Origin of the sequence: Empedobacter brevis NBRC 14943 = ATCC 43319, assembly GCF_000382425.1 — a bacterium.
In the GTDB taxonomy this organism is placed as follows: domain Bacteria; phylum Bacteroidota; class Bacteroidia; order Flavobacteriales; family Weeksellaceae; genus Empedobacter; species Empedobacter brevis.
This window is the reverse complement of sequence record NZ_KB908294.1, coordinates 115,180-134,933: the sequence shown is the minus strand read 5'-3', so window position 1 is coordinate 134,933 and position 19,754 is coordinate 115,180. Positions and strand designations below refer to the sequence as shown.

General features: G+C 33.9%; 16 protein-coding genes and 2 tRNA genes. 15 read left to right on the top strand and 3 right to left on the bottom strand.

Annotation, left to right across the window (positions count from 1 at the left end; translation table 11 throughout):
- Window positions 1–39: 39 nt before the first annotated feature.
- Window positions 40–1,485 carry a tRNA (N6-isopentenyl adenosine(37)-C2)-methylthiotransferase MiaB gene (miaB, locus tag H277_RS0107740; protein WP_019975012.1) on the bottom strand — a complete coding sequence of 482 codons (1,446 nt, stop codon included), beginning with the start codon at window positions 1,483–1,485 and terminating at the stop codon, window positions 40–42.
- 121 nt (window positions 1,486–1,606) lie between these two features.
- Here miaB and H277_RS19685 point away from each other — a divergent pair, with 121 nt between their 5' ends.
- The 7 genes from H277_RS19685 to porN all read left to right on the top strand — a co-directional run bounded on the left by H277_RS19685 (window position 1,607) and on the right by porN (window position 10,973).
- Complete coding sequence (locus H277_RS19685) at window positions 1,607–2,401, top strand: DUF2189 domain-containing protein (RefSeq protein ID WP_019975011.1); 795 nt, start codon at window positions 1,607–1,609, stop codon at window positions 2,399–2,401.
- A gap of 86 nt (window positions 2,402–2,487) precedes the next feature.
- Window positions 2,488–5,022, top strand: a complete 2,535-nt coding sequence (gene topA / locus H277_RS0107730) for a type I DNA topoisomerase (protein ID WP_019975010.1) — start codon at window positions 2,488–2,490, stop codon at window positions 5,020–5,022.
- Complete coding sequence (locus H277_RS0107725) at window positions 5,022–6,173, top strand: arginase family protein (protein WP_019975009.1); 1,152 nt, start codon at window positions 5,022–5,024, stop codon at window positions 6,171–6,173. Before topA ends, H277_RS0107725 begins: the two co-directional genes overlap by 1 nt.
- A gap of 107 nt (window positions 6,174–6,280) precedes the next feature.
- Window positions 6,281–7,720 carry a T9SS ring complex lipoprotein PorK/GldK gene (porK, locus tag H277_RS0107720; protein ID WP_026357475.1) on the top strand — a complete coding sequence of 480 codons (1,440 nt, stop codon included), beginning with the start codon at window positions 6,281–6,283 and terminating at the stop codon, window positions 7,718–7,720.
- Between the two features lie 35 nt (window positions 7,721–7,755).
- The gene (porL, locus tag H277_RS0107715; protein ID WP_019975007.1) at window positions 7,756–8,427 is read left to right on the top strand and encodes a type IX secretion system motor protein PorL/GldL; all 672 of its coding nucleotides are present in this window, start codon (window positions 7,756–7,758) and stop codon (window positions 8,425–8,427) included.
- A gap of 50 nt (window positions 8,428–8,477) precedes the next feature.
- On the top strand, window positions 8,478–10,046 hold the full coding sequence (gene porM, locus H277_RS0107710; protein WP_019975006.1) for a type IX secretion system motor protein PorM/GldM: 1,569 nt from the start codon (window positions 8,478–8,480) through the stop codon (window positions 10,044–10,046).
- 24 nt (window positions 10,047–10,070) lie between these two features.
- Window positions 10,071–10,973, top strand: a complete 903-nt coding sequence (gene porN / locus H277_RS0107705) for a type IX secretion system ring subunit PorN/GldN (protein ID WP_026357474.1) — start codon at window positions 10,071–10,073, stop codon at window positions 10,971–10,973.
- Between the two features lie 84 nt (window positions 10,974–11,057).
- Here the strand turns inward: porN and H277_RS0107700 are convergent, their stop codons facing one another.
- Entirely contained in the window at window positions 11,058–12,110 is a 1,053-nt protein-coding gene (locus tag H277_RS0107700; RefSeq protein ID WP_026357473.1) for an endonuclease/exonuclease/phosphatase family protein, read from the bottom strand.
- A gap of 73 nt (window positions 12,111–12,183) precedes the next feature.
- Here H277_RS0107700 and H277_RS0107695 point away from each other — a divergent pair, with 73 nt between their 5' ends.
- The 7 genes from H277_RS0107695 (at window position 12,184) to H277_RS0107665 (ending at window position 17,290) form a co-directional block, all read left to right on the top strand.
- The gene (locus tag H277_RS0107695) at window positions 12,184–13,242 is read left to right on the top strand and encodes an NAD(P)/FAD-dependent oxidoreductase (RefSeq protein ID WP_019975003.1); all 1,059 of its coding nucleotides are present in this window, start codon (window positions 12,184–12,186) and stop codon (window positions 13,240–13,242) included.
- 12 nt (window positions 13,243–13,254) lie between these two features.
- Window positions 13,255–13,716, top strand: a complete 462-nt coding sequence (locus H277_RS0107690) for a hypothetical protein (RefSeq protein WP_019975002.1) — start codon at window positions 13,255–13,257, stop codon at window positions 13,714–13,716.
- Window positions 13,717–13,760: 44 nt separating this feature from the next.
- The gene (locus H277_RS0107685) at window positions 13,761–15,674 is read left to right on the top strand and encodes an ABC-F family ATP-binding cassette domain-containing protein (RefSeq protein WP_019975001.1); all 1,914 of its coding nucleotides are present in this window, start codon (window positions 13,761–13,763) and stop codon (window positions 15,672–15,674) included.
- Between the two features lie 95 nt (window positions 15,675–15,769).
- Window positions 15,770–16,465, top strand: a complete 696-nt coding sequence (locus tag H277_RS0107680; protein WP_019975000.1) for an AIM24 family protein — start codon at window positions 15,770–15,772, stop codon at window positions 16,463–16,465.
- Window positions 16,465–16,974, top strand: a complete 510-nt coding sequence (locus tag H277_RS0107675; protein WP_019974999.1) for a DNA-deoxyinosine glycosylase — start codon at window positions 16,465–16,467, stop codon at window positions 16,972–16,974. Before H277_RS0107680 ends, H277_RS0107675 begins: the two co-directional genes overlap by 1 nt.
- A gap of 139 nt (window positions 16,975–17,113) precedes the next feature.
- Window positions 17,114–17,186: transfer RNA gene (locus tag H277_RS0107670), tRNA-Gly, on the top strand.
- A 20-nt stretch (window positions 17,187–17,206) separates the two neighbouring features.
- Window positions 17,207–17,290: transfer RNA gene (locus H277_RS0107665), tRNA-Leu, on the top strand.
- Between the two features lie 175 nt (window positions 17,291–17,465).
- On the opposite strand, the gene rho is transcribed toward H277_RS0107665, so the two are convergent.
- Window positions 17,466–19,112 (bottom strand): transcription termination factor Rho, encoded by a 1,647-nt coding sequence (gene rho, locus H277_RS0107660; RefSeq protein ID WP_019974998.1) that lies wholly within the window; start codon window positions 19,110–19,112, stop codon window positions 17,466–17,468.
- Between the two features lie 174 nt (window positions 19,113–19,286).
- On the opposite strand from rho, the gene H277_RS0107655 reads away from it, so the two are divergent.
- Window positions 19,287–19,700: a DUF4293 domain-containing protein gene (locus tag H277_RS0107655; protein ID WP_026357472.1), complete on the top strand. Its 414-nt coding sequence runs from the start codon at window positions 19,287–19,289 to the stop codon at window positions 19,698–19,700.
- The last annotated feature ends 54 nt before the right edge of the window (window positions 19,701–19,754 follow it).

Here is a 19,754-nt window from a genome sequence, read left to right as displayed (position 1 = left end):
GTTTGGATATGATTCTGAAAAAATCAGAAGGAAAAATTTTTAAGCTTCAACCATTTCACCAATTAAAGTAGCGGTTGTACAGCTATTTGCTTTTACGTTAACAAAATCACCAATTTTAGTTCCTTCTACTTTTGGAAAAACTAGAACAGCATTTTGCGTATTACGGCCATACCAAAACTTGTCGTCACGTTTTGAATTTCCTTCAATTAAAACTTCATGCACTTTTCCAACATAACCATTCATACGTTCTGCTGAATGTTTTTGTTGTAATTCGATAATTTCTTGTAAACGCCGTTTTTTATCTTCCGGTAAAACATCATCCGGCATTTTTTTGTGTGCAGGTGTTCCGGGACGTTCAGAATAGGCAAACATATAACCGAAATCATATTTCACATATTCCATTAAGGATAACGTATCTTTGTGTTCTGCTTCTGTTTCTCCGCAGAAACCAGCAATCATATCGTGAGATAAGGCACAATCTGGGACAATACGACGAATTTTATCAATCAATTCAAAATATTCTTCACGTGTATGTTGACGATTCATACGTGCTAAAACAGTTGTAGAACCTGATTGTACTGGTAAGTGAATGTATTTGCAAATGTTTTTATGCTTCGCCATCATTTCTAAAACACCTTCTTCCATATCTTGCGGATTAGACGTAGAAAAACGTAAACGAATAGCTGGAAATTGTGTCGCAACCATGTCTAATAATTGTGCAAAATCAACAGCAGTAGCTTTCTGAATCTCTGTGGCATTTTTGAAATCCTTTTTTGGACCTCCGCCATACCATAAATACGAGTCTACGTTTTGACCTAAAAGTGTAATTTCTTTGTAACCTGATTCTGCTAATTCTTTACACTCATTTAAAATTGAATGTGGGTCACGAGAGCGTTCGCGCCCACGTGTGAAAGGAACAACACAAAATGTACACATATTATCACAACCACGAGTGATTGTAACGAAAGCTGTTACGCCGTTTCCGCCTAAACGAACAGGAGAAATCTCAGCATAAGTTTCTTCTTTTGATAATTGAACATTCACTGCATCACGACCGTCTTCTACATCATTGATTAGGTTCGGTAAATCGCGATAAGCATCCGGACCAACAACAATGTCTACTAAATGTTCTTCTTCCAAAAATTTATGTTTTAAACGCTCTGCCATACAGCCCAAAACTCCAATTTTAAGACTTGGGTTTTGCTTTTTGATGGCATTTAATGTCCCTAAACGTTTACGAACAGTTTGTTCAGCTTTTTCACGAATAGAACAAGTATTTAAAAGAATTAAATCTGCTTCATCAACTTTTTGAGTAGTCTGATAACCTTCATTATTTAGAATAGACGCAACAATTTCACTATCTGAGAAATTCATTTGACATCCGTAACTTTCCAAGAATAATTTCTTTGTTGCATTACGTGTCGGAGCAGTCATTAAAGCTTCTCCTTGTCTTGCTTCATCTATATGTTTTTCTTCTGTATGCATTCTAAAATGGATATTTTATCGTGCAAAAATAATAAATCTATGTGACATATTGGCAGTAAAATTTTCTTTTGCATTTTATTAACATTTTGTAGATTTGAGGAAATCTAAAAAATATAAAACGATGGATAATAAAGTTAGACAAAGAATAGAAGAGATTAAGCAACGCGGAGTTAGTATTAGTGTTGGAGATATTTTCTCAAAATCATGGGATATTTTTTCAGGAATTGCTTTATATGCAATTCTTGCAATAGTGATCACATTTGCAATTAGTTTTGCTATTAATTTTATAATGGGTCTTTTTATCTCTGTCCCTTCTTTTGTTATTTCAGATATGTCTGATGTTGATGAGGTATACGCAGAAGCCTTGTCTCCTTTAGTTTGGGTAAGTAATATTATTAGTATTGTGGTAGCAGCTGCTTTAGCACCTATAAATATTAGTATTTTATCAATGGCTAAAAAATTTAATAAACATCAAAATCCTGATTTTTCAGATTTGTTTGTTCATTATAAAGACGGAAAATTCGGAGTTATTTTTACAACATATTTAGCAATTCAATTTTTAGGATTGATAGGTGTTTTGTTGTGTATTGTACCTGGATTCATTTTTTACGTTACATCAATATTAGCAATTCCATTTGTATTGTTTACAAATTTCACAACAATGGAAGCTATAAAATCAAGTGTAAGTATTTTATTCAAAAATTTCGGATCAGCATTTGTGTTTTGCTTAGCGTGTATTGGAGTAGCAATTTTAGGAGCACTTGCCTGTGGAGTAGGATTATTAGTTGCAATGCCTCTAATCTATATTGCTACATATGTTTTATATGAAACAATTATAGGGACTGATGACAATGAACAATCGGAAATAGACCAAATCGGAACAGATATTTACAAGGATAATCCTTACATGAAATAGATAAAATTAGGAAGCAGTTAAGAAATCATTTTTGGCTGCTTCATTTTTTTGTTATTAATTTTGCAGAAATTTTTTAAGAAAACAATATGTCTAAAAATCTCGTTATTGTTGAGTCCCCAGCAAAAGCTAAAACCATTCAAGGTTTTTTAGGTGATGATTTTATCGTGGAATCAAGTTTTGGCCACGTAGTCGATTTACCTAAGAAGGGAATGGGAATCGAAATCGAGAATCATTATAAACCAATATACGAAGTAACTCCTGATAAAAAGGATGTTGTAAGTAAACTGAAAAAATTATCTTCTAAAGCTCAAACAATTTGGCTGGCATCCGATGAGGATCGTGAAGGAGAGGCTATTTCCTGGCATTTGTACCATGTTCTTGGATTAGAAAAAAAAGATACAAAACGTATTGTATTTAATGAAATTACAAAAAAAGCGATTCAGCGCGCAGTTGAAAATCCACGTCAAATCGATGAGAATTTGGTTGATGCGCAACAAGCTCGTCGTGTTTTGGATAGATTAGTTGGTTTCGAAATGTCACCAATTTTATGGAAAAAAATTAAACCAGGATTATCTGCAGGTCGTGTTCAATCAGTTTCTGTTCGATTAATTGTTGAGCGAGAAAAAGAAATTCAAAATTTTTCACCTGTTTCATCTTATCGATTTGTTGCTATTTTTGGAACAAATGAAGGAAGAAGCTTAAAAGCTGTTTTAACAAAAGAATTCTCTACGTTAAAAGAAGCAGAAGATTTCATAGAGACTTGTGTCGGTGCGAATTTTAAAGTAAATGACTTACAAAAGAAACCTGCAAAACGTACGCCTTCAGCACCATTCACAACATCAACGTTACAACAAGAGGCTTCTCGTAAATTAGGTTTCTCTGTTTCAAGAACAATGCGTGTCGCTCAACAATTGTACGAATCTGGACATATTACCTACATGAGAACTGATAGCGTAAATTTGTCTGATGATGCTTTAGCTGCGGTTAAATCTGAAATAGAATCTGCTTATGGAAACAAATATGTTGAAATAAGAAAATACAAAAATAAAAACTCATCTGCTCAAGAAGCACACGAAGCAATTCGTCCTACACATTTCGAAAATCATTCGATAAATGCAGACGATTCGATGCGAAAATTGTATGAATTAATTTGGAAACGTACAGTAGCTTCGCAAATGGCAAACGCTGAATTGGAACGTACAATCATTGACATCGATAATAACCAAAATACCTTTATCTTTCAAGCAAAAGGGGAAGTAATTGTTTTTGACGGTTTCTTGAAGGTTTACCAAGAATCACATGATGAAGACGATGTAGATGATGATAAAGTATTGTTGCCAAGTGTACAAGTAAATGAGCAATTAACAGCTGAAGAAATTAATGGAACAGAACGTTTTTCACGTCCGGCTGCTCGTTATACAGAAGCTTCTTTGGTGAAAAAATTAGAAGAATTAGGAATTGGACGTCCATCTACATATGCACCAACAATTTCTACAATTCAGAACAGGGGGTATGTAGAAGTAGGAGAATTGGATGGTCAGGAACGAAAATATACAACCTTAACTTTAGTCAATAATCAAATCAAAAAAGAGCAACAAAAAGAAATTTTTGGAGCAGATCGTCGCAAATTAATGCCAACTGATATCGGAATCGTTGTAAATGATTTCTTAGTGGATTATTTTACGAACGTTATGGATTATGATTTTACTGCGCGTGTTGAAAATAGCTTTGATGAGATTGCGGAAGGTAAATTGAACTGGACAAAAATGATTGATGAATTTTACACAAAATTTCACCATGTAGTAGAAGATGTTCAAGAAAATGCTGATCGTGCAACAGGAGAACGTGAATTAGGTGTAGATCCTTCTTCAGGTAAAAAAGTACATGCACGTATTGGCCGATTTGGTCCAATGATCCAGATTGGAGAAGCAGAAGATGAGGAGAAACCACGTTTTGCAAGTCTTCAAAAACATCAGTCGATTCATAGTATAACATTAGAAGAGGCACTGAAATTATTCGAATTACCAAAAACCTTAGGGGAGTATAAAGCACATGAAGTGGAGGTTAATATTGGACGTTTTGGACCTTATGTAAAATTTGATGATAAATACATTTCGATTCCTAAGGAGGAAGATCCAATGGATTTATCATTTGATAGAGCAGTCGAATTAATTGAAGAAAAGTTAAAAGCTGATGCGCCGATTGCTCAATATGAAGGGTATGATGTAACAAAAGGGAAAGGACGTTTTGGGCCGTTTATTAAATGGAATGAATGGTTTATTAATGTCTCAAAAAAATACGATTTTGATCATTTATCTCAAGCGGATATTATTGAATTGATAGAAGACAAAAAACGCAAAGAATCTGAACGTGTTGTACGTGAATGGCCGGAACAGGAAATTCGTTTAGAGAAAGCACGTTGGGGACGTTTCAATTTGATTCAAGGAAAAATAAAAGTTGAATTATCAAAGGAAACAAATCCGGAAGCGTTGACTTTGGCTGAGGTAGAGAAGTTCATAGAAGCTGCAAAACCGGCAAAGAAAACTGCTGCGAAAAAAACATCAGTTAAAAAGACTACGACGAAAAAAACGACAACTAAAAAAACAACGACTAAAAAGTAATGTACAAAGACTTTTTAAAACCCGTTTCTGAAGAATTACAAGATTTTGCGAAGTCTTGTAATTCTTTTGCGTTAGGAACATCTATAAAATTTCGTGAAGATGTTATCGAGTTAGATGAAAAATCGAAAGATAAAATTGCGATTATTGGTGTAACAGAATCTCGTTCGAAGCAAAAAGATTTGATTGAGGATGTAGAGTTCAGCCTGATTCGTACACAATTGTACGAATTGCAAATGGGGAATTGGTCAGTTGATTTATACGATTTTGGTGATGTTAATTATTATGATGACAAAGCTGAAAGTGAAAAAGTTTTCAGAGAAGTAACAAATGGTTTAATCCGCGAAGGCTATATTGTTGTTGTTTTAGGAGGAAATCCAAGTTTAGGTTATCAACAATATCGTGCTTATGACAAAATTGTGGATAAAATATCTTATCTGACGATTGATCATAAATTACGATTAGGCAAAGATGAGTTACAAACGACAGAAGGAAATTATTTAACAAAAATTATTTCGAATGAACCTTTTAATTTGTTGGACTATACCAATATTGGTTTTCAAACTTATTTTGTGGCGCAAGAAAAATTAGATTTATTAGATCAATTAAATTTTGAAGCTCTTCGTCTGGGGGTAATTTCAGATAATGTAAAAGAAATAGAACCCTACTCAAGAGATGCTAACGCTGCCTTGCTTAATCTTTCCAGTTTACAGGGGGCAGATTTCTCTTCTTCAAAACATATGACGCCAAATGGATTTACTTCGCGCGAGATCTGTGCTTTGACAAGATATTTGGGATTTAGCAATAAATTGACTTCGCTTTACGTTTGTGATTATATCGAAAATTATAAAAAATTAGATCATTTGTTAATAGCACAGATGATTTGGTATTTCATAGATGGAAAAAATCACCGTCCTGAGATAAAAAGTTTTAACGATACACAATATTTTGAGAAAATTTTTGTTCCTACAGAAGGATATAATTATATATTTTATAGAAATACATTAACCAGTCAACTGTGGATTGAGGTAGACAATACTGTAGATGATGAACGAAAAGTTGAAATTATTCCTTGTTCTGAAAAAGATTATGAACAAGCATTGAATGGTGAAATACCAAACAGATGGTGGAAGTATTTCAAAAAATTTTATTAAAAAATAAAGAACAATTGTAAAATTCAATTAATAAATTGCCTTAATTTGTAGCCTTATTAATTGAGAATTAAAGTATAAAACCTGTATAAAAATAAATCTATAACAGAATGAATAGAATTTTGGTAAGTGCATTGTTACTATCTCTTTCTTTATCATCATGTAAAATGTTGAAGAACAGAGGGAGTAGTGATAGAAATGATGGACAAATAGTTTCGAAAACATCTTCGGCTTGGACGCCAGTTCGTCCAAAAGGAATGGTTCCGATTCCGAGTGGATCGTTTGTTTTAGGGCAAACCGATTACGATTTTACAAAAACAAATGATGCTCCTGTAAAAACTGTTACTGTTACAGGTTTCTTTATGGACGATACAGAAATTACAAACTCTGAGTATCAGATTTTTGTGAATTATGTCAAAGATTCTATCGCTCGTACTGCTTTAGCTAATAAGGCAGAATCTTTAGGTTTTGATCCTTTGAACCCTAACACTGATAGTGATGGTATTGGAGCTTATGCATATGTTTCCGGTTCAGCTGATGGAGAAGGAACGCCTTATGATGAATATCTTAAAAATAGCAATACAGGTAGAGATGGACAATCATTAGATGCAAAAAAAATAAACTGGAAACAGCGTTTAGAATGGGATAAATACAAATATCCTGATGTTGATTATGCAGAAGTAATGGAAGGCTTATACTATCCGCCAGAAGAACGTATGAATGGAGAGAGACGTATTGATACACGTAAATTGAACTATTCTTACGTAACTGTTGATCAAACTGCAGCAGCAAAGAAACGTGGTACTTTCCGAGTTGATTTCCGTAAAGAGTTTAGTTTAAATATTTATCCTGATACAACAGTTTGGGTAAGAGACTTCAACTATTCGTATAATGATCCAATGCATCAAGATTATTTCTGGCACAAAGCCTATGCTGATTATCCTGTAGTTGGAATTAATTGGAATCAAGCAACTGCATTTTGTGATTTCCGTACAAGATATCACAATACTGCCTTAAATAACAAAAAGAAAAGAGGAAGCCAGGTTAAAGTAATTAGTTACCGTTTACCTACAGAAATTGAGTGGGAATATGCAGCGAAAGGTGGTTTAGAAAATGCTCCTTATCCTTGGGGAGGACCATATTTAACGGATGACAGAGGATGTTATTTAGCCAACTTTAAACCTAAGCGTGGAGATTATTTAGAAATCAACGACGGGAAGAAAACGGGTTATATGTATACAGCTCCTATCAAAACATTCCGTGCGAACGGTTATGGTCTTTATGATATGGCTGGTAACGTAGCAGAATGGACAAGTTCTCCTTATAACAGATCTTCTTATACGATGTCGTCTTCATTAAATCCATCAATCACGATGTCAGGAGAGGTAAACAGAAGTGTTCGTGGAGGATCTTGGAAAGATGTTGGATACTTGTTAATGGTATCATCACGTGATTGGGAAAATAAAGATTCAGCAAGAAGTTTCATCGGATTCCGTACAGTTCAATCTTTTCCAGAAGGATCAAAAGTAAATTTTAGAAAAACCAAATAACCTAATTTTCAATAAAACAATAAATTAAAAGCAATATGGCAGTACAAGCTTCAAAACAAGAACGTCTTACAAATTTTTTGTATAATTTCTTTGCCGCAGTAGTAATTATCGGGGCATTATGTAAAATTACACATACTAATTTAGGACCACTTTCGGCTAACCTAATCTTAACAATCGGATTAGTAGCTGAGGCATTCGTTTTCTTTTATTCAGCATTCTTCGACAAACCGGAAGGAAGTTATGAATGGGAGAAAGCTTACCCGGAATTATTAAGCGGTGAGCCAGTACAAAGAAAAACTGCTGCTGTTGCAACTGCGGGGAACAATTTAACTGCTGAGTTAGATAAAGTTTTAGCAGATGCTAAATTAGATAAAGAAGTGTTCGAAAGATTACGTGGTTCTTTGGATAAATTTGGTTCAGCTGTAAATGAATTAAATACAACAACAACTGCTGTAGCTTCAACAGAACAATATAGCAATGAGATTGCAAAAGCATCTAACAACATCAGCCAATTAAATGCTGTGTACGCTGAGCAAATTACAAATAGCCAAAAACAAGTAGAATTAAATAAACAATTTATCGAAGAAATGCAAAAATCTTCAGGTAGTTCAGAGCAATTCTTAAAAGAAATGCAAGAGCTTTCTGCGAACATTAATGCATTAAACAAAGTATACGGAGGGATGCTTTCAGCAATGAAAAATAACTAATTCATTGTTTCGATAAATTAACTAATTATTCATTAATTCTATAAATTATTATGGCAGGAGGTGGTAGATTAACCGGACGTCAGAAGATGATTAACCTGATGTATCTCGTGTTCATTGCGATGATGGCTTTGAACGTGGATCGTGAGGTTCTGAGATCTTTCGAAACAATAAATACTTCTTTAGAGTCGACAACGACTTTAACGAAAACAAATAATGATACCTTTTATGGTCAAATTGATCTAAAGGCGAAAGATGACCCAACGTATGCAAAAACTCAGGCAGAAGCTGCAGAAGTTAAGAAGCAGACAAATGATTTTGTAACGTATATCGATGGATTGAAAAAAGAATTGGCAGGTGCAGATTTTGTTTCAGGATCGGAAGATACAGATTACAATGCATTGTCTAATACAGAACCAATCGTTTCGTTATTCTTTAAAGGAAAAGGCGGTGATAAAGGAAATGAGAAAGCACAAGAGTTTACAAATAAAATTGATGTTTTCAGAAATTTCCTAATGAATTTTGCAAAACAAAGTCCTGATGCTAAGAATGCGGAAGCTCGTATTAATGAGTTTTTCGGAACAACATCAAAATCTAAAAAACAAACGTGGATTCAAGAAAAATTCTATGATCAGCCAATGGTTGCATCTTTAACAAATTTATCTAAAATGCAAATGGATGCCCGTACAGAAGAAGGAAATCTAGTACGAGCATTATTATCAGGTAAATTAGAAGAGAAAATAGAATTAGATGCTTTCCAAGGTTTATTCTTATCACCAGGTGTTGTGAAAGTTGGTGATGAAGCTGTATTGAATGTTGTATTAGGTGCTTATGACAATTCTATTAAAGGATCTGTTTCTACAAGTGTCGGTAACGCTGCTGTTGTCGATGGTAAAGCCTCAATTAAATTGAATACTTCAGCTGTAGGAATGCACCAGTTAACAGGTAATATTACGTATGTTTCGAATGGACAAACTAAAACAGTGAAAATTGCGCCATCAACTTACCAAGTTGTAGCACAAACATCAGATGTTAAATTTAAAGAGGTTATTGAAAAAGACCCAACAGGAGGATCTATTGTTGCCGATAATTTACGCGTTGTTTATAGAGGTGTATCTAACCCGATTTCTGCAACCATTAACGGAGCAAACGGACCAGTGAGTTTAAGTGTTTCATCAGGAACAGCTTCAGGAGCAGGCGCAAACAAATGGAACTATACTGCAGGAGGTGGTAGCGAAGTTGTATTCACAGCTTCAGCAAGAGCCAGCTCAGGTAAAACATTATCAGTTCGCGAAACATTCCGTATTAAACCGGTTCCACCGGCTCGTGGTGTAATTTTAGGTAAAACAAGTCCTGGTATTCCGGACAATGGAATTGCTGCACAAACAATACGTATAGATTGGCCGGACTTCTTATTCCCAATTTCAGGAGAAGTCACATCATTTAATGTTAAAGTTCCTGGTCAGGCAACGGTGAGAGTTTCTGGAAATAAAATGTCAGGTGCGGCCGGAGCAATTTCGAAAGCGAAAAAAGGAGATATAATTGGTGTATTCGATATTAAATATCGTACAAATTCCGGAGCAACAGGAGAAGCATCATCAATTGCAATTCAAGTACAATAATTTTAATAAGTAAAAATTTAGAATATGAAATATCTTTTGTTTGGTTTAATGAGTTTCTTCTCAACTCTTACAATGGCGCAAAATGTTCTTAATGCTGTTACACCGGAACAGTTAAGAAGAGACCGCGAAAATAAAACAAGAGTTGATGAAGCTGGAGATACTGTAAGTACAGCACAAGATCCTATGAAATATGGTTTTATCGAAGATAAAGATGTTTTATGGTCAAAAGTTGTATGGGAAGTCATCGATCTGAATGAGCGTCTTAATCAACCGTATTATAAATCAGGTGATGAATTGGTTCAGAATTCAAAATCATTATACGATGTATTAGTAGATGGAGTTCGTAACAAGAAAATCAAAGAAGTTTATGATGATGAGTTTTTTCAGACGAAAATGACTTATGAACAAATCATGGCACGCAATGAAAAGAAAGATACGCAACAATATTACTATGATATGATTGCAGCCGGAGAAAAACCGGACGATGCTGCCATTTTTAATTATAAAATTAAGTCTGATGATATTAAGATGATCAAAACGAAAGGACTTTGGTACATCGATCGTCGTTTAGGAGAATTAAAATATCGTTTGTTAGGATTAGCGATTATGGGACCTGATGCGCAATCATTAGGAACTGAATTTACTGACGGTACATTTGTTGATTTGTTCTGGATTTGGTATCCGGATGCGCGTAATGTATTGGTAAATGCTACGGTATTCAATCCAAGCAATTCTAATTCTGCCATTACGTATGATGAGATGTTAAATGCAAGACGTTTTAGTTCTGTTATTTATAAAGCGCAAACAATGTACGGAACAAAAATGATTGAAGATTATATTCCGAACGATTCGAAAGGTCAATTAGAAGAACATCACAAAATTAGAAATTCGATTATTCAGTCAGAAGCTGATATGTGGAATTATTAATTGAATGTTATAAAATAAAAATCCAGTCATTTGACTGGATTTTTTTATGGTTAAAAATAAGATAAAAAGATAATTTTGAAAGCTCTAATTCGCATTACCTTTCTCCATCCCGTCTTCAATTTTCTCTTCCACTTCAATCTTTTCTTCCTGATCTAATTTCATTTCTCCTGAATCGTCATCGTTTCGTAAAACAACTTTTATACTAATTGGAAAATGATCAGAACCAATATTGGGTTCTCGTATCATCTCAATCAATCTGAACTGGGAACTTAAGAAATAATGGTCCAAAGGCCAGCGTAAAAACCAATGATGAGCATGAAAGGTATTGAACATTCCACGTCCGCGACGGGGATCTAACATTTGCGATGTTTTCAGAAATAAACGTGTGGTTCTACTCCAGGCAACATCATTCAGATCACCAAAAACAATGCATGCTTTCCGATAGGCTTTGGCTTGTTTCCCTATCATTAAAATTTCCGCATCACGCTCTGCACTTTCTTCATTTTCTTGGGGAACCGGAGGAGTAGGATGTAAACCGTATAATCGTACAATTTGATTATTATACTCAATGTCTGCAATGATAGAAGGAATTTCTGTACTGATGAGATAATTGATTTCTTGATGTATAATAGGTAATTTAGAGTAAAATAATAACCCATATGTATTCTCTAATGGAACTTCAATTTTATAGCTGAAATCGTTGGTCGCTTCTCGTATTTGTTCCATCCATTCTTTGTTTGTTTCCAATAAAAAAACAATATCAGGATTTCTTTTTTTGATCAAATCAACCAATTTTTGATACTTTACATTGTCTTGCAAGACATTATACACAAACAAATCCAAAGGTTTTTCATTTGGTTTTAAATCCACTTTATCAATCATCTTTCTTCCAAATGGAGAATAAGGAATAATCACCCAAAATAAATAAATGACAGTAAAAATTAGACAAGTAAACACACTTATAGTCAGTGAAGTTTTATCGACAAAAATAAATAAGATACATGCAAAAATGACTACAACTAATTTCTGAAAACGTGGATAATCAAAAACTCTTATGGTCCAATGGGGATGTCGGATAAAAGGAATTATCACAGAAAGAATGACAAGGCAAGAAAAAATAATATAAAAGATCTGCATAAGTTGATTGATTTTGTGAATAAAGATAAGTAAAACGGAAACATTATTTAACTTTGTCTACAAATTTTAGAACGTGAAAAAAGTAGAGTATATCATCGTTGGACAGGGGGTTGCCGGAAGTTGTATGGCAATGAAATTATTGCAAGAGAAGAAATCTTTTGTGGTTATTGATCATCATTTCCACAATGCTTCGGCGATAGCGGCCGGGATTTTTAATCCGGTTGTGTTAAAACGTTTTTCTCTCGTTTGGAATGCAACCCATCAAATTAACCGTTTGCAAGAAGTATTTGGTGAATTTGAACAATTACTGAATAAAAAATACATCTACAATTTTCCTGTTTATCGAATTTTTAATGACGAGCAAGAGAAAAAAACGTGGTTAAAAAAAGCGATGACTCATCCTGATTTGATTGATTATTTATCAACAGATACCAATCAATTGAATCATTATTCTTCTATCAATAATCCAATTGGTTCTGGTGAAGTTTTGCATACTGGACGTGTGGATTTAACGAACCTTTTGGCAGATTTTAAAAATTATTTAGCCGAACATAACGGGTTGATAGACGAAACGTTTAATTTCGATGAATTAAAATTAGAAGATAGTAAAGCGACCTATAAAAATATCGAAGCAAATAAGATTATTTTTGCTGAAGGTTATAATATTTTAAATAATCCGTTTTTCAAAAATCTTCCTGTAATAGGTGTAAAAGGAGAGGTTTTAAAAGTTGAGACCGATGTAAATCTCCCTGATGCAGTTGTAAAGGGAAAAGAATTTTTGATGCCTTTAGGAAATAATCAATATTTTGTAGGTGCAACATACGACCGAGACCATGTGAATTATGAAAAAACAGAAACCGCAAAGTATGACTTGGTAAATGGAGTGCAACAATTTTTAAACGATGAGATTGAAGTAATAGAGCAACATGCTTCTATTCGTCCGACTGTTGTCGATCGTCGTCCGATTATCGGTCCGCATCCAATTTATGAACAATTGATTTGTTTGAATGGAATGGGAACGAGGGGAACGATGTTGGCTCCTGTAATGGTAGATGAATTGTATAATTTTTTAGCGCATAATCAACCAATAAACAAAGAAGCTACGATAGAACGATTTTATGAACGATTTTAAATTTTATTGTGAATGAAAGACTTTAATTTTAAAATATTCTCAATTCAATTAGCAGCAAGTATTTTGTTACTATTGGGAGTGCAGCAATTTTATGTATTGGCTGAATTAGATTTGATTGAATTGATTCATTCTATTGGGAAAGATCATTTTGCGTTGTTAGTTCGAAAAAGTGATGAATTTGGTATTAGCGAAAAACTAAAACATTTAGCCACAATCAAAATGATTTTGAGCTTTATAGGAATTACTTTAGGGTATATTTTATGCTCAATCATTAATCATAAGCGTAATTACAATTGGAAAATAGCGGTGATTATAGTTGTTCTGTGTTTTATGGTTTTTCAATTTAAATTTATTAACCTTCCGATTAACTTCATTCAAACTAAAAATCTTGCTTTGGCCTATTTTATCCCTGCAACAATTTCTATTATGGTAAGTTTTGTGTTGTATTTTTTCAGTTATCGTGTAAAACCTTGAAGGACTAAGTTTTCAGCTAACAAAAAACATTGTATTTTTGCAAAATGTTATTAGTACAAAATTTAGGAGTTTATTTTGCGGGTAAATATTTATTCGAAAACGTTTCGTTCCGCATCAACAAAGGAAACCGTGTTGGTTTAGTAGGGAAAAATGGAGCAGGAAAATCAACTTTACTTAAGATTTTATCCAAAAGTCAGCAACCTTCGGAAGGAGATGTCGTATACGAAGGAGAGGTTACAATAGGATATTTATCGCAAGATATCGATTTTGTACAAGGAAGAACAGTTTGGCAAGAAGCCGATTCTGCTTTCGAACAGTTGGTTGAAATTCAGAATCGAATTGATTTTGTCAACAAAGAATTAGCTGAACGCACGGATTATGAATCGGATGAATATGGAAAGCTAATTGAAGATATTTCACATTTAACAGAACGTTTTGGGCTTTTAGGAGGGTATACGAAAGATGCTGAAATTGAACAAATTTTAATTGGTTTAGGATTCAAAAGTTCAGATTTTCATCGCCCTACAGACGAATTCTCAGGTGGGTGGAGAATGCGAATTGAGTTAGCAAAACTTTTGTTGCAAAAACATGATGTGATGCTGTTAGATGAGCCTACCAATCATTTGGATATCGATTCAATTATCTGGTTAGAAGAATTCTTAAAAGATTACCCGGGAGCAGTGGTGTTAGTTTCTCACGATCGTCAGTTTTTGGATAATGTGACCAATCGTACCATCGAAATTGCAAATCGCCATATTTCTGATTTTAAAGCAAATTACACACGCTATTTAGAATTGCGTGAGGATAGACGCGAGAAGTTAGAACAGGCACAGAAAAATCAGGAGCAAATGATTAAGCACACGGAAGATTTGATTTCGAAGTTCCGTGCAAAAGCCAATAAAGCATCGATGGCGCAATCTTTAATCAAAAAATTAGACAAAATAGAACGCATCGAAATCGAAAATGATGATGTTACGAAGATGAATATTCGTTTTGTTGATGCTATTCAACCGGGTAAAATTATTTTTGAGCTAGAGGATGTCGGTGTTGCTTTTGGCAATCACCAGGTTTTTAATCATGTTTCATTTTATGTTAACCGTGGTGAAAAAGTCGCTTTTGTTGGTCAAAATGGTCAGGGGAAAACAACTTTATCGCGAGCAATTATCAATGAACAAGTTTATACCGGTAGAATAAAACATGGTCATAATGTAGAAATCGGGTATTTTGCTCAAAATCAAGCACATGTTTTAAATGATAAATTAACAGTTTTAGAAGAAGCTGAAAATTCAGCTACAGAAGAAACACGTAAACATGTTCGCGATTATTTGGGAGCATTTATGTTCGGTGGCGATGCTGTGGAGAAAAAAGTTTCGGTTCTTTCGGGAGGTGAGCGAAACCGTTTGGCTTTATGTAAATTGTTGTTGCGTCCGTTTAATGTGTTAATTATGGATGAGCCGACGAATCACTTGGATATAGTGTCAAAAGAATTACTGAAAAAGGCCCTTCAAAAATACACAGGAACTTTAATTTTAGTTTCTCACGATCGTGAATTTTTAGAAGGTTTAGTCGATAAAGTTTTCGATTTCCGTAACGGTCAGGTGAAAGAGTATCTTTCTGGAATTGATGATTACTTGGAACAAATAAAAGCAGGAAATTTCCGTGAAGTGGAAAAAGGGATTTTAGCTGCCCCAAAGGAAGAGAAGCCGATTGAAGTTCAAATAGAACAAGCGAAAAGAGTTTTATCTTTTGAGGAAGAAAAAGAACAGAAACGTCTGAAAAATAAATTGTCTCGAATCGAAACAGAAATATCAGATTTAGAAACGAAGATTGCAGATTTAGAACATAAATTACATACAGGTTCGCAAACGCAATTAGAACTCGATAATTATTCGAATTTAAAAAATGATTTGGACAAGAAAATGTTAGAATGGGAAGAGGTGTCGGAACAAATTATTTAATCCAAATACCTGGAAAATAGTAAAAAGTGTTACAATTTTGTAACACTTTTTTTATGTAAAAAAGTTATCTTTAGAAGGAATTAAAAAACTAAATTATGAGTGAATATACAATTGGTCAGTTTATTGAGAAAACAAAACAGAATGAAGCGGAACACGATTATTTTGAACTGGAGAAACCACAAATGCTGGAGATAAATTTGGACAATCAAGCAGTTTGGACAAAAGCCGGAAGTATGGTAGCCTACACAGGAAACATTAAGTTTGAACGTGAAGGAATGTTATCGGGAGGGTTAGGAAAATTCCTGAAGAAAACATTAACAGGAGAAGGTACAAAGTTGATGAAAGCAGAAGGGTCGGGTCGATTGTATGTAGCAGATTCAGGAAAGAAAGTTCAGATTTTACAAATGGATAACGAATCAATCTGTGTAAACGGAAATGATGTGCTTGCGCACGATCAATCGTTGAAAAGTGATATTACAATGTTGAAAAGCATTGCAGGAATGATGGCGGGAGGAATTTTTCAAGTAAAATTATCCGGAACAGGAATGGTTGCTATATCAACACATGGAGATCCCTTGACATTATTGGTAACACCAGATAATCCGGTTTTTACAGATCCTAATGCAACAGTTGCTTGGTCGGGTAATTTATCGCCGGAACTCAAATCTAATGTTTCATTCAAAAGTTTGTTGGGACGAGGTAGTGGAGAAGAATTTCAAATGAAATTTTCAGGAAATGGTTGGGTACTGATTCAACCTTATGAAGAAGTGTATTTTCAGGAAAGTAAATAATGTACAAACAATCGTTTGATCCCATCATATCACCAGAACCAAGAGTTTTAATTCTTGGTTCATTGCCAGGGGATCTGTCATTGGAAATGAATCAATATTATGGACATCCAAGAAATCGATTCTGGCAGATTTTATTCAAAATTTTCAATGTAGAACTTTCAGATGATTATGAAACGAGAAAGCAAATCATCTTACAAAATCATTTAGCACTTTGGGATGTAGCAAATTCTGCTGTTCGAAAAGGCAGTATGGATGTTAATATAAAAAACGAAATTCCAAATAATATAGAAAGTTTACTGATGAAATATCCGACAATAGAACGAATTATTTTCAATGGAAAAAAATCAGAAAAATTATTTTGGGAATATTTTGATAAAAAATCATCTATTGGTTATATCTCTATGCCGAGTACAAGTCCTGCAAATGCTCAATATTCATTACAAAAATTGGTTGATTATTGGAAAAATGCAATCATTTTGAATGAATCAGCTAATTCTAAATCAAATTAATCGAAAGGATATAAATTATTTTTTTTGTTTAAAAAATTTATGGTGAGAAACTTAGCTTTTAATGTGAAATAATTATGAAAAAAATGTTTCCTAAAAGTTTTGTAATTCAAAAAGCTGTTCTATATTTGCACTCACAATCGCGGGAATAGCTCAATTGGTAGAGCGTCAGCCTTCCAAGCTGAATGTTGCGGGTTCGAGTCCCGTTTCCCGCTCTAACTTTTATTAGTTGGATGCCTTGGTGGTGGAATTGGTAGACACGCAGGACTTAAAATCCTGTGTCCATTAGGACGTGCGGGTTCAAGTCCCGCCTGAGGTACAACAAAGCTCAAGAATTTTTTTCTTGGGCTTTTTTTATTTTTTTAACTTACCCATTTATCAAAAGCTCTCACTATTAGTTAGTATAAATTTAATTTTGAAAAGGAGCAAATGAATTTAAAACAAAAAAACCACCTAAATTACTTTAGATGGTTTTGATTTTATAATAAGAAATGTTACTTATTCATTGAGATTAAAAACTCTTCGTTAGAACGTGTATTTTTGATACGATCGTGTAAGAATTCCATTGCCTCTACCGGGTTCATATCCGATAAATGATTGCGTAAAACCCACATCAATTGTTGAGTTTTTTCATCTAATAATAAATCATCTTTACGTGTAGAAGAATTAACCAAGTCGATAGCAGGGAAAATACGTTTATTTGCAATCTTACGATCCAATTGTAATTCCATGTTACCTGTTCCTTTAAATTCTTCGAAGATCACTTCATCCATTTTAGATCCTGTATCAATCAATGCTGTCGCAATAATGGTAAGTGAACCTCCGTTTTCGATATTACGTGCAGCTCCAAAGAAACGTTTTGGTTTATGTAGAGCATTTGCATCAACACCTCCGGATAAAACTTTACCAGAAGCAGGAGAAACTGTATTGTAAGCACGTGCCAAACGAGTGATAGAATCTAAAAGAATCACCACGTCGTGTCCGCATTCTACCATACGTTTTGCTTTTTCTAAAACGATATTTGCAACTTTTACGTGACGATTTGCTTCTTCATCAAATGTAGAAGCAATCACCTCTCCATTTACAGAACGTTTCATATCAGTCACCTCTTCAGGACGTTCGTCAATTAATAAGACGATTAAATAAACTTCCGGATGATTCTGTGCAATTCCGTTTGCAATATCCTTTAACAAAGATGTTTTACCTGTCTTTGGTTGAGCGACAATCATACCACGTTGACCTTTACCAATTGGTGCAAATAAGTCTAATACTCGGTTTGATAAAGCTTTTGAATTGCTAAGATTGAATTTTTCGTTTGGAAAAAGGGGAGTTAAGTGCTCGAAAGCGATGCGGTCTCGTACATAATCTGGTGTACGCCCATTGATTTCTTTAATTTTGATTAAAGGAAAATATTTTTCTCCTTCCTTTGGAGGACGAACCTCTCCTGTAATCGTGTCACCGGTTTTTAATCCGAATAATCTAATCTGGGATTGAGAAACATATACGTCATCCGGTGAAGATAAATAATTGAAATCTGATGAACGAAGAAAACCATAATTATTATCTGGTAAAATCTCTAAAACACCTTCAGTGCTAATAATTCCATCGAACTCATAATTCGCAGCGCGGTATTTATTTTTCTGATTTGGATGATTACGTTGATTATTTTGTTGAGTTTGCTCACTCTGATTTTGATTTCGCTGCTCAGATGAAGTATTCTTCTTTTGATTATTCTTTTTCAGATCTTGGCTTTTATTTGCGCGGTCCTGAAATTTATTTACACGCGGATTATTTTCCTCTGTTTTTTCTGTATCTGTCGAAGTTTCTTTCGCTTGATCGGATTTGTCTTCTTGGATGGTAACCTCTTTTTGTTGAGTTTCTCCTTCTGAAGATTGAACCCTTTTTCGTTTTGGTTTCTTCTCTTCTTTCGGTAGATTTTCAGCCGCATCTTTTATTACAGGTTTAGACTCTGTTTTTATTTCAACGTCTTCCTTAACCGTAGGTTGAGTGTTGATAAATGCTAAAACAGCATCCAACAGTTCACCTTTTTTTAATTTTTTATACCCTTCGATTTTTAATTGCTCTGCAACTTGTTGTAAATCTGGTAATTTGAATGATTTTAATTTTTCGATATCAAACATAATCCTATAATGAAGGTATTAATGTGTTTATATTTTTTTATTCAATAAAGTAATTGGGAATCATAACAATAGAATTGTTATAAAGCGTATAAATTTGAGATTTATTAATGCAATAGTACGAATAATTATAAAAACTCAAAAAGTTTTTTTACATTTGTATTCGAAATTTAAGAAATGATTCAAAGAAAGCAAAGTATATATTTATTCTTAAGTGGAATAATTTCGAGTATATTCGCCATGAATTTTGATAAGCTGTTTGATATTCCATTGCAATGGTTATCAAATCCGGAAAAAGGAGATTATATTTTTTCATTGGCCTTTTTTGCATCAGCTTTAATTTCATTTTTAGCCATCATGCTTTACAAAAAGCGTCGTTTGCAAATTAGCTTAGGATGGTTAAACATTATTTTGAATGTTTTATTAATTGGTTCTTTTGTATACTGTTTACTAACATTACCTGGAGAAGGAAATTCTGAGAAAGGTATTTGGGCGTTAGTTCCTTTAGCTTCGATTGTGCTTCTGTCAATTGCCAATCGTTTGATTAAGAAGGATGATGATCTTGTAAAATCAGTAGATCGTTTCAGATAGACCAAAAACTTTTTATATTATGAGTGTCTAAAAGCAGTTTCAACAAGTTGAAAC

Coding starts and splice junctions, on each gene's coding strand:
- porL (WP_019975007.1), top strand. CDS start 7,756: ATGGCAGTACAAGCTTCAAAACAAGAACGTCTTACAAATTTTTTGTAT.
- H277_RS0107680 (WP_019975000.1), top strand. CDS start 15,770: ATGAGTGAATATACAATTGGTCAGTTTATTGAGAAAACAAAACAGAAT.
- porK (WP_026357475.1), top strand. CDS start 6,281: ATGAATAGAATTTTGGTAAGTGCATTGTTACTATCTCTTTCTTTATCA.
- rho (WP_019974998.1), bottom strand. CDS start 19,112: ATGTTTGATATCGAAAAATTAAAATCATTCAAATTACCAGATTTACAA.
- H277_RS0107675 (WP_019974999.1), top strand. CDS start 16,465: ATGTACAAACAATCGTTTGATCCCATCATATCACCAGAACCAAGAGTT.
- porN (WP_026357474.1), top strand. CDS start 10,071: ATGAAATATCTTTTGTTTGGTTTAATGAGTTTCTTCTCAACTCTTACA.
- porM (WP_019975006.1), top strand. CDS start 8,478: ATGGCAGGAGGTGGTAGATTAACCGGACGTCAGAAGATGATTAACCTG.
- H277_RS0107700 (WP_026357473.1), bottom strand. CDS start 12,110: ATGCAGATCTTTTATATTATTTTTTCTTGCCTTGTCATTCTTTCTGTG.
- topA (WP_019975010.1), top strand. CDS start 2,488: ATGTCTAAAAATCTCGTTATTGTTGAGTCCCCAGCAAAAGCTAAAACC.
- miaB (WP_019975012.1), bottom strand. CDS start 1,485: ATGCATACAGAAGAAAAACATATAGATGAAGCAAGACAAGGAGAAGCT.
- H277_RS0107725 (WP_019975009.1), top strand. CDS start 5,022: ATGTACAAAGACTTTTTAAAACCCGTTTCTGAAGAATTACAAGATTTT.
- H277_RS19685 (WP_019975011.1), top strand. CDS start 1,607: ATGGATAATAAAGTTAGACAAAGAATAGAAGAGATTAAGCAACGCGGA.
- H277_RS0107690 (WP_019975002.1), top strand. CDS start 13,255: ATGAAAGACTTTAATTTTAAAATATTCTCAATTCAATTAGCAGCAAGT.
- H277_RS0107685 (WP_019975001.1), top strand. CDS start 13,761: ATGTTATTAGTACAAAATTTAGGAGTTTATTTTGCGGGTAAATATTTA.
- H277_RS0107655 (WP_026357472.1), top strand. CDS start 19,287: ATGATTCAAAGAAAGCAAAGTATATATTTATTCTTAAGTGGAATAATT.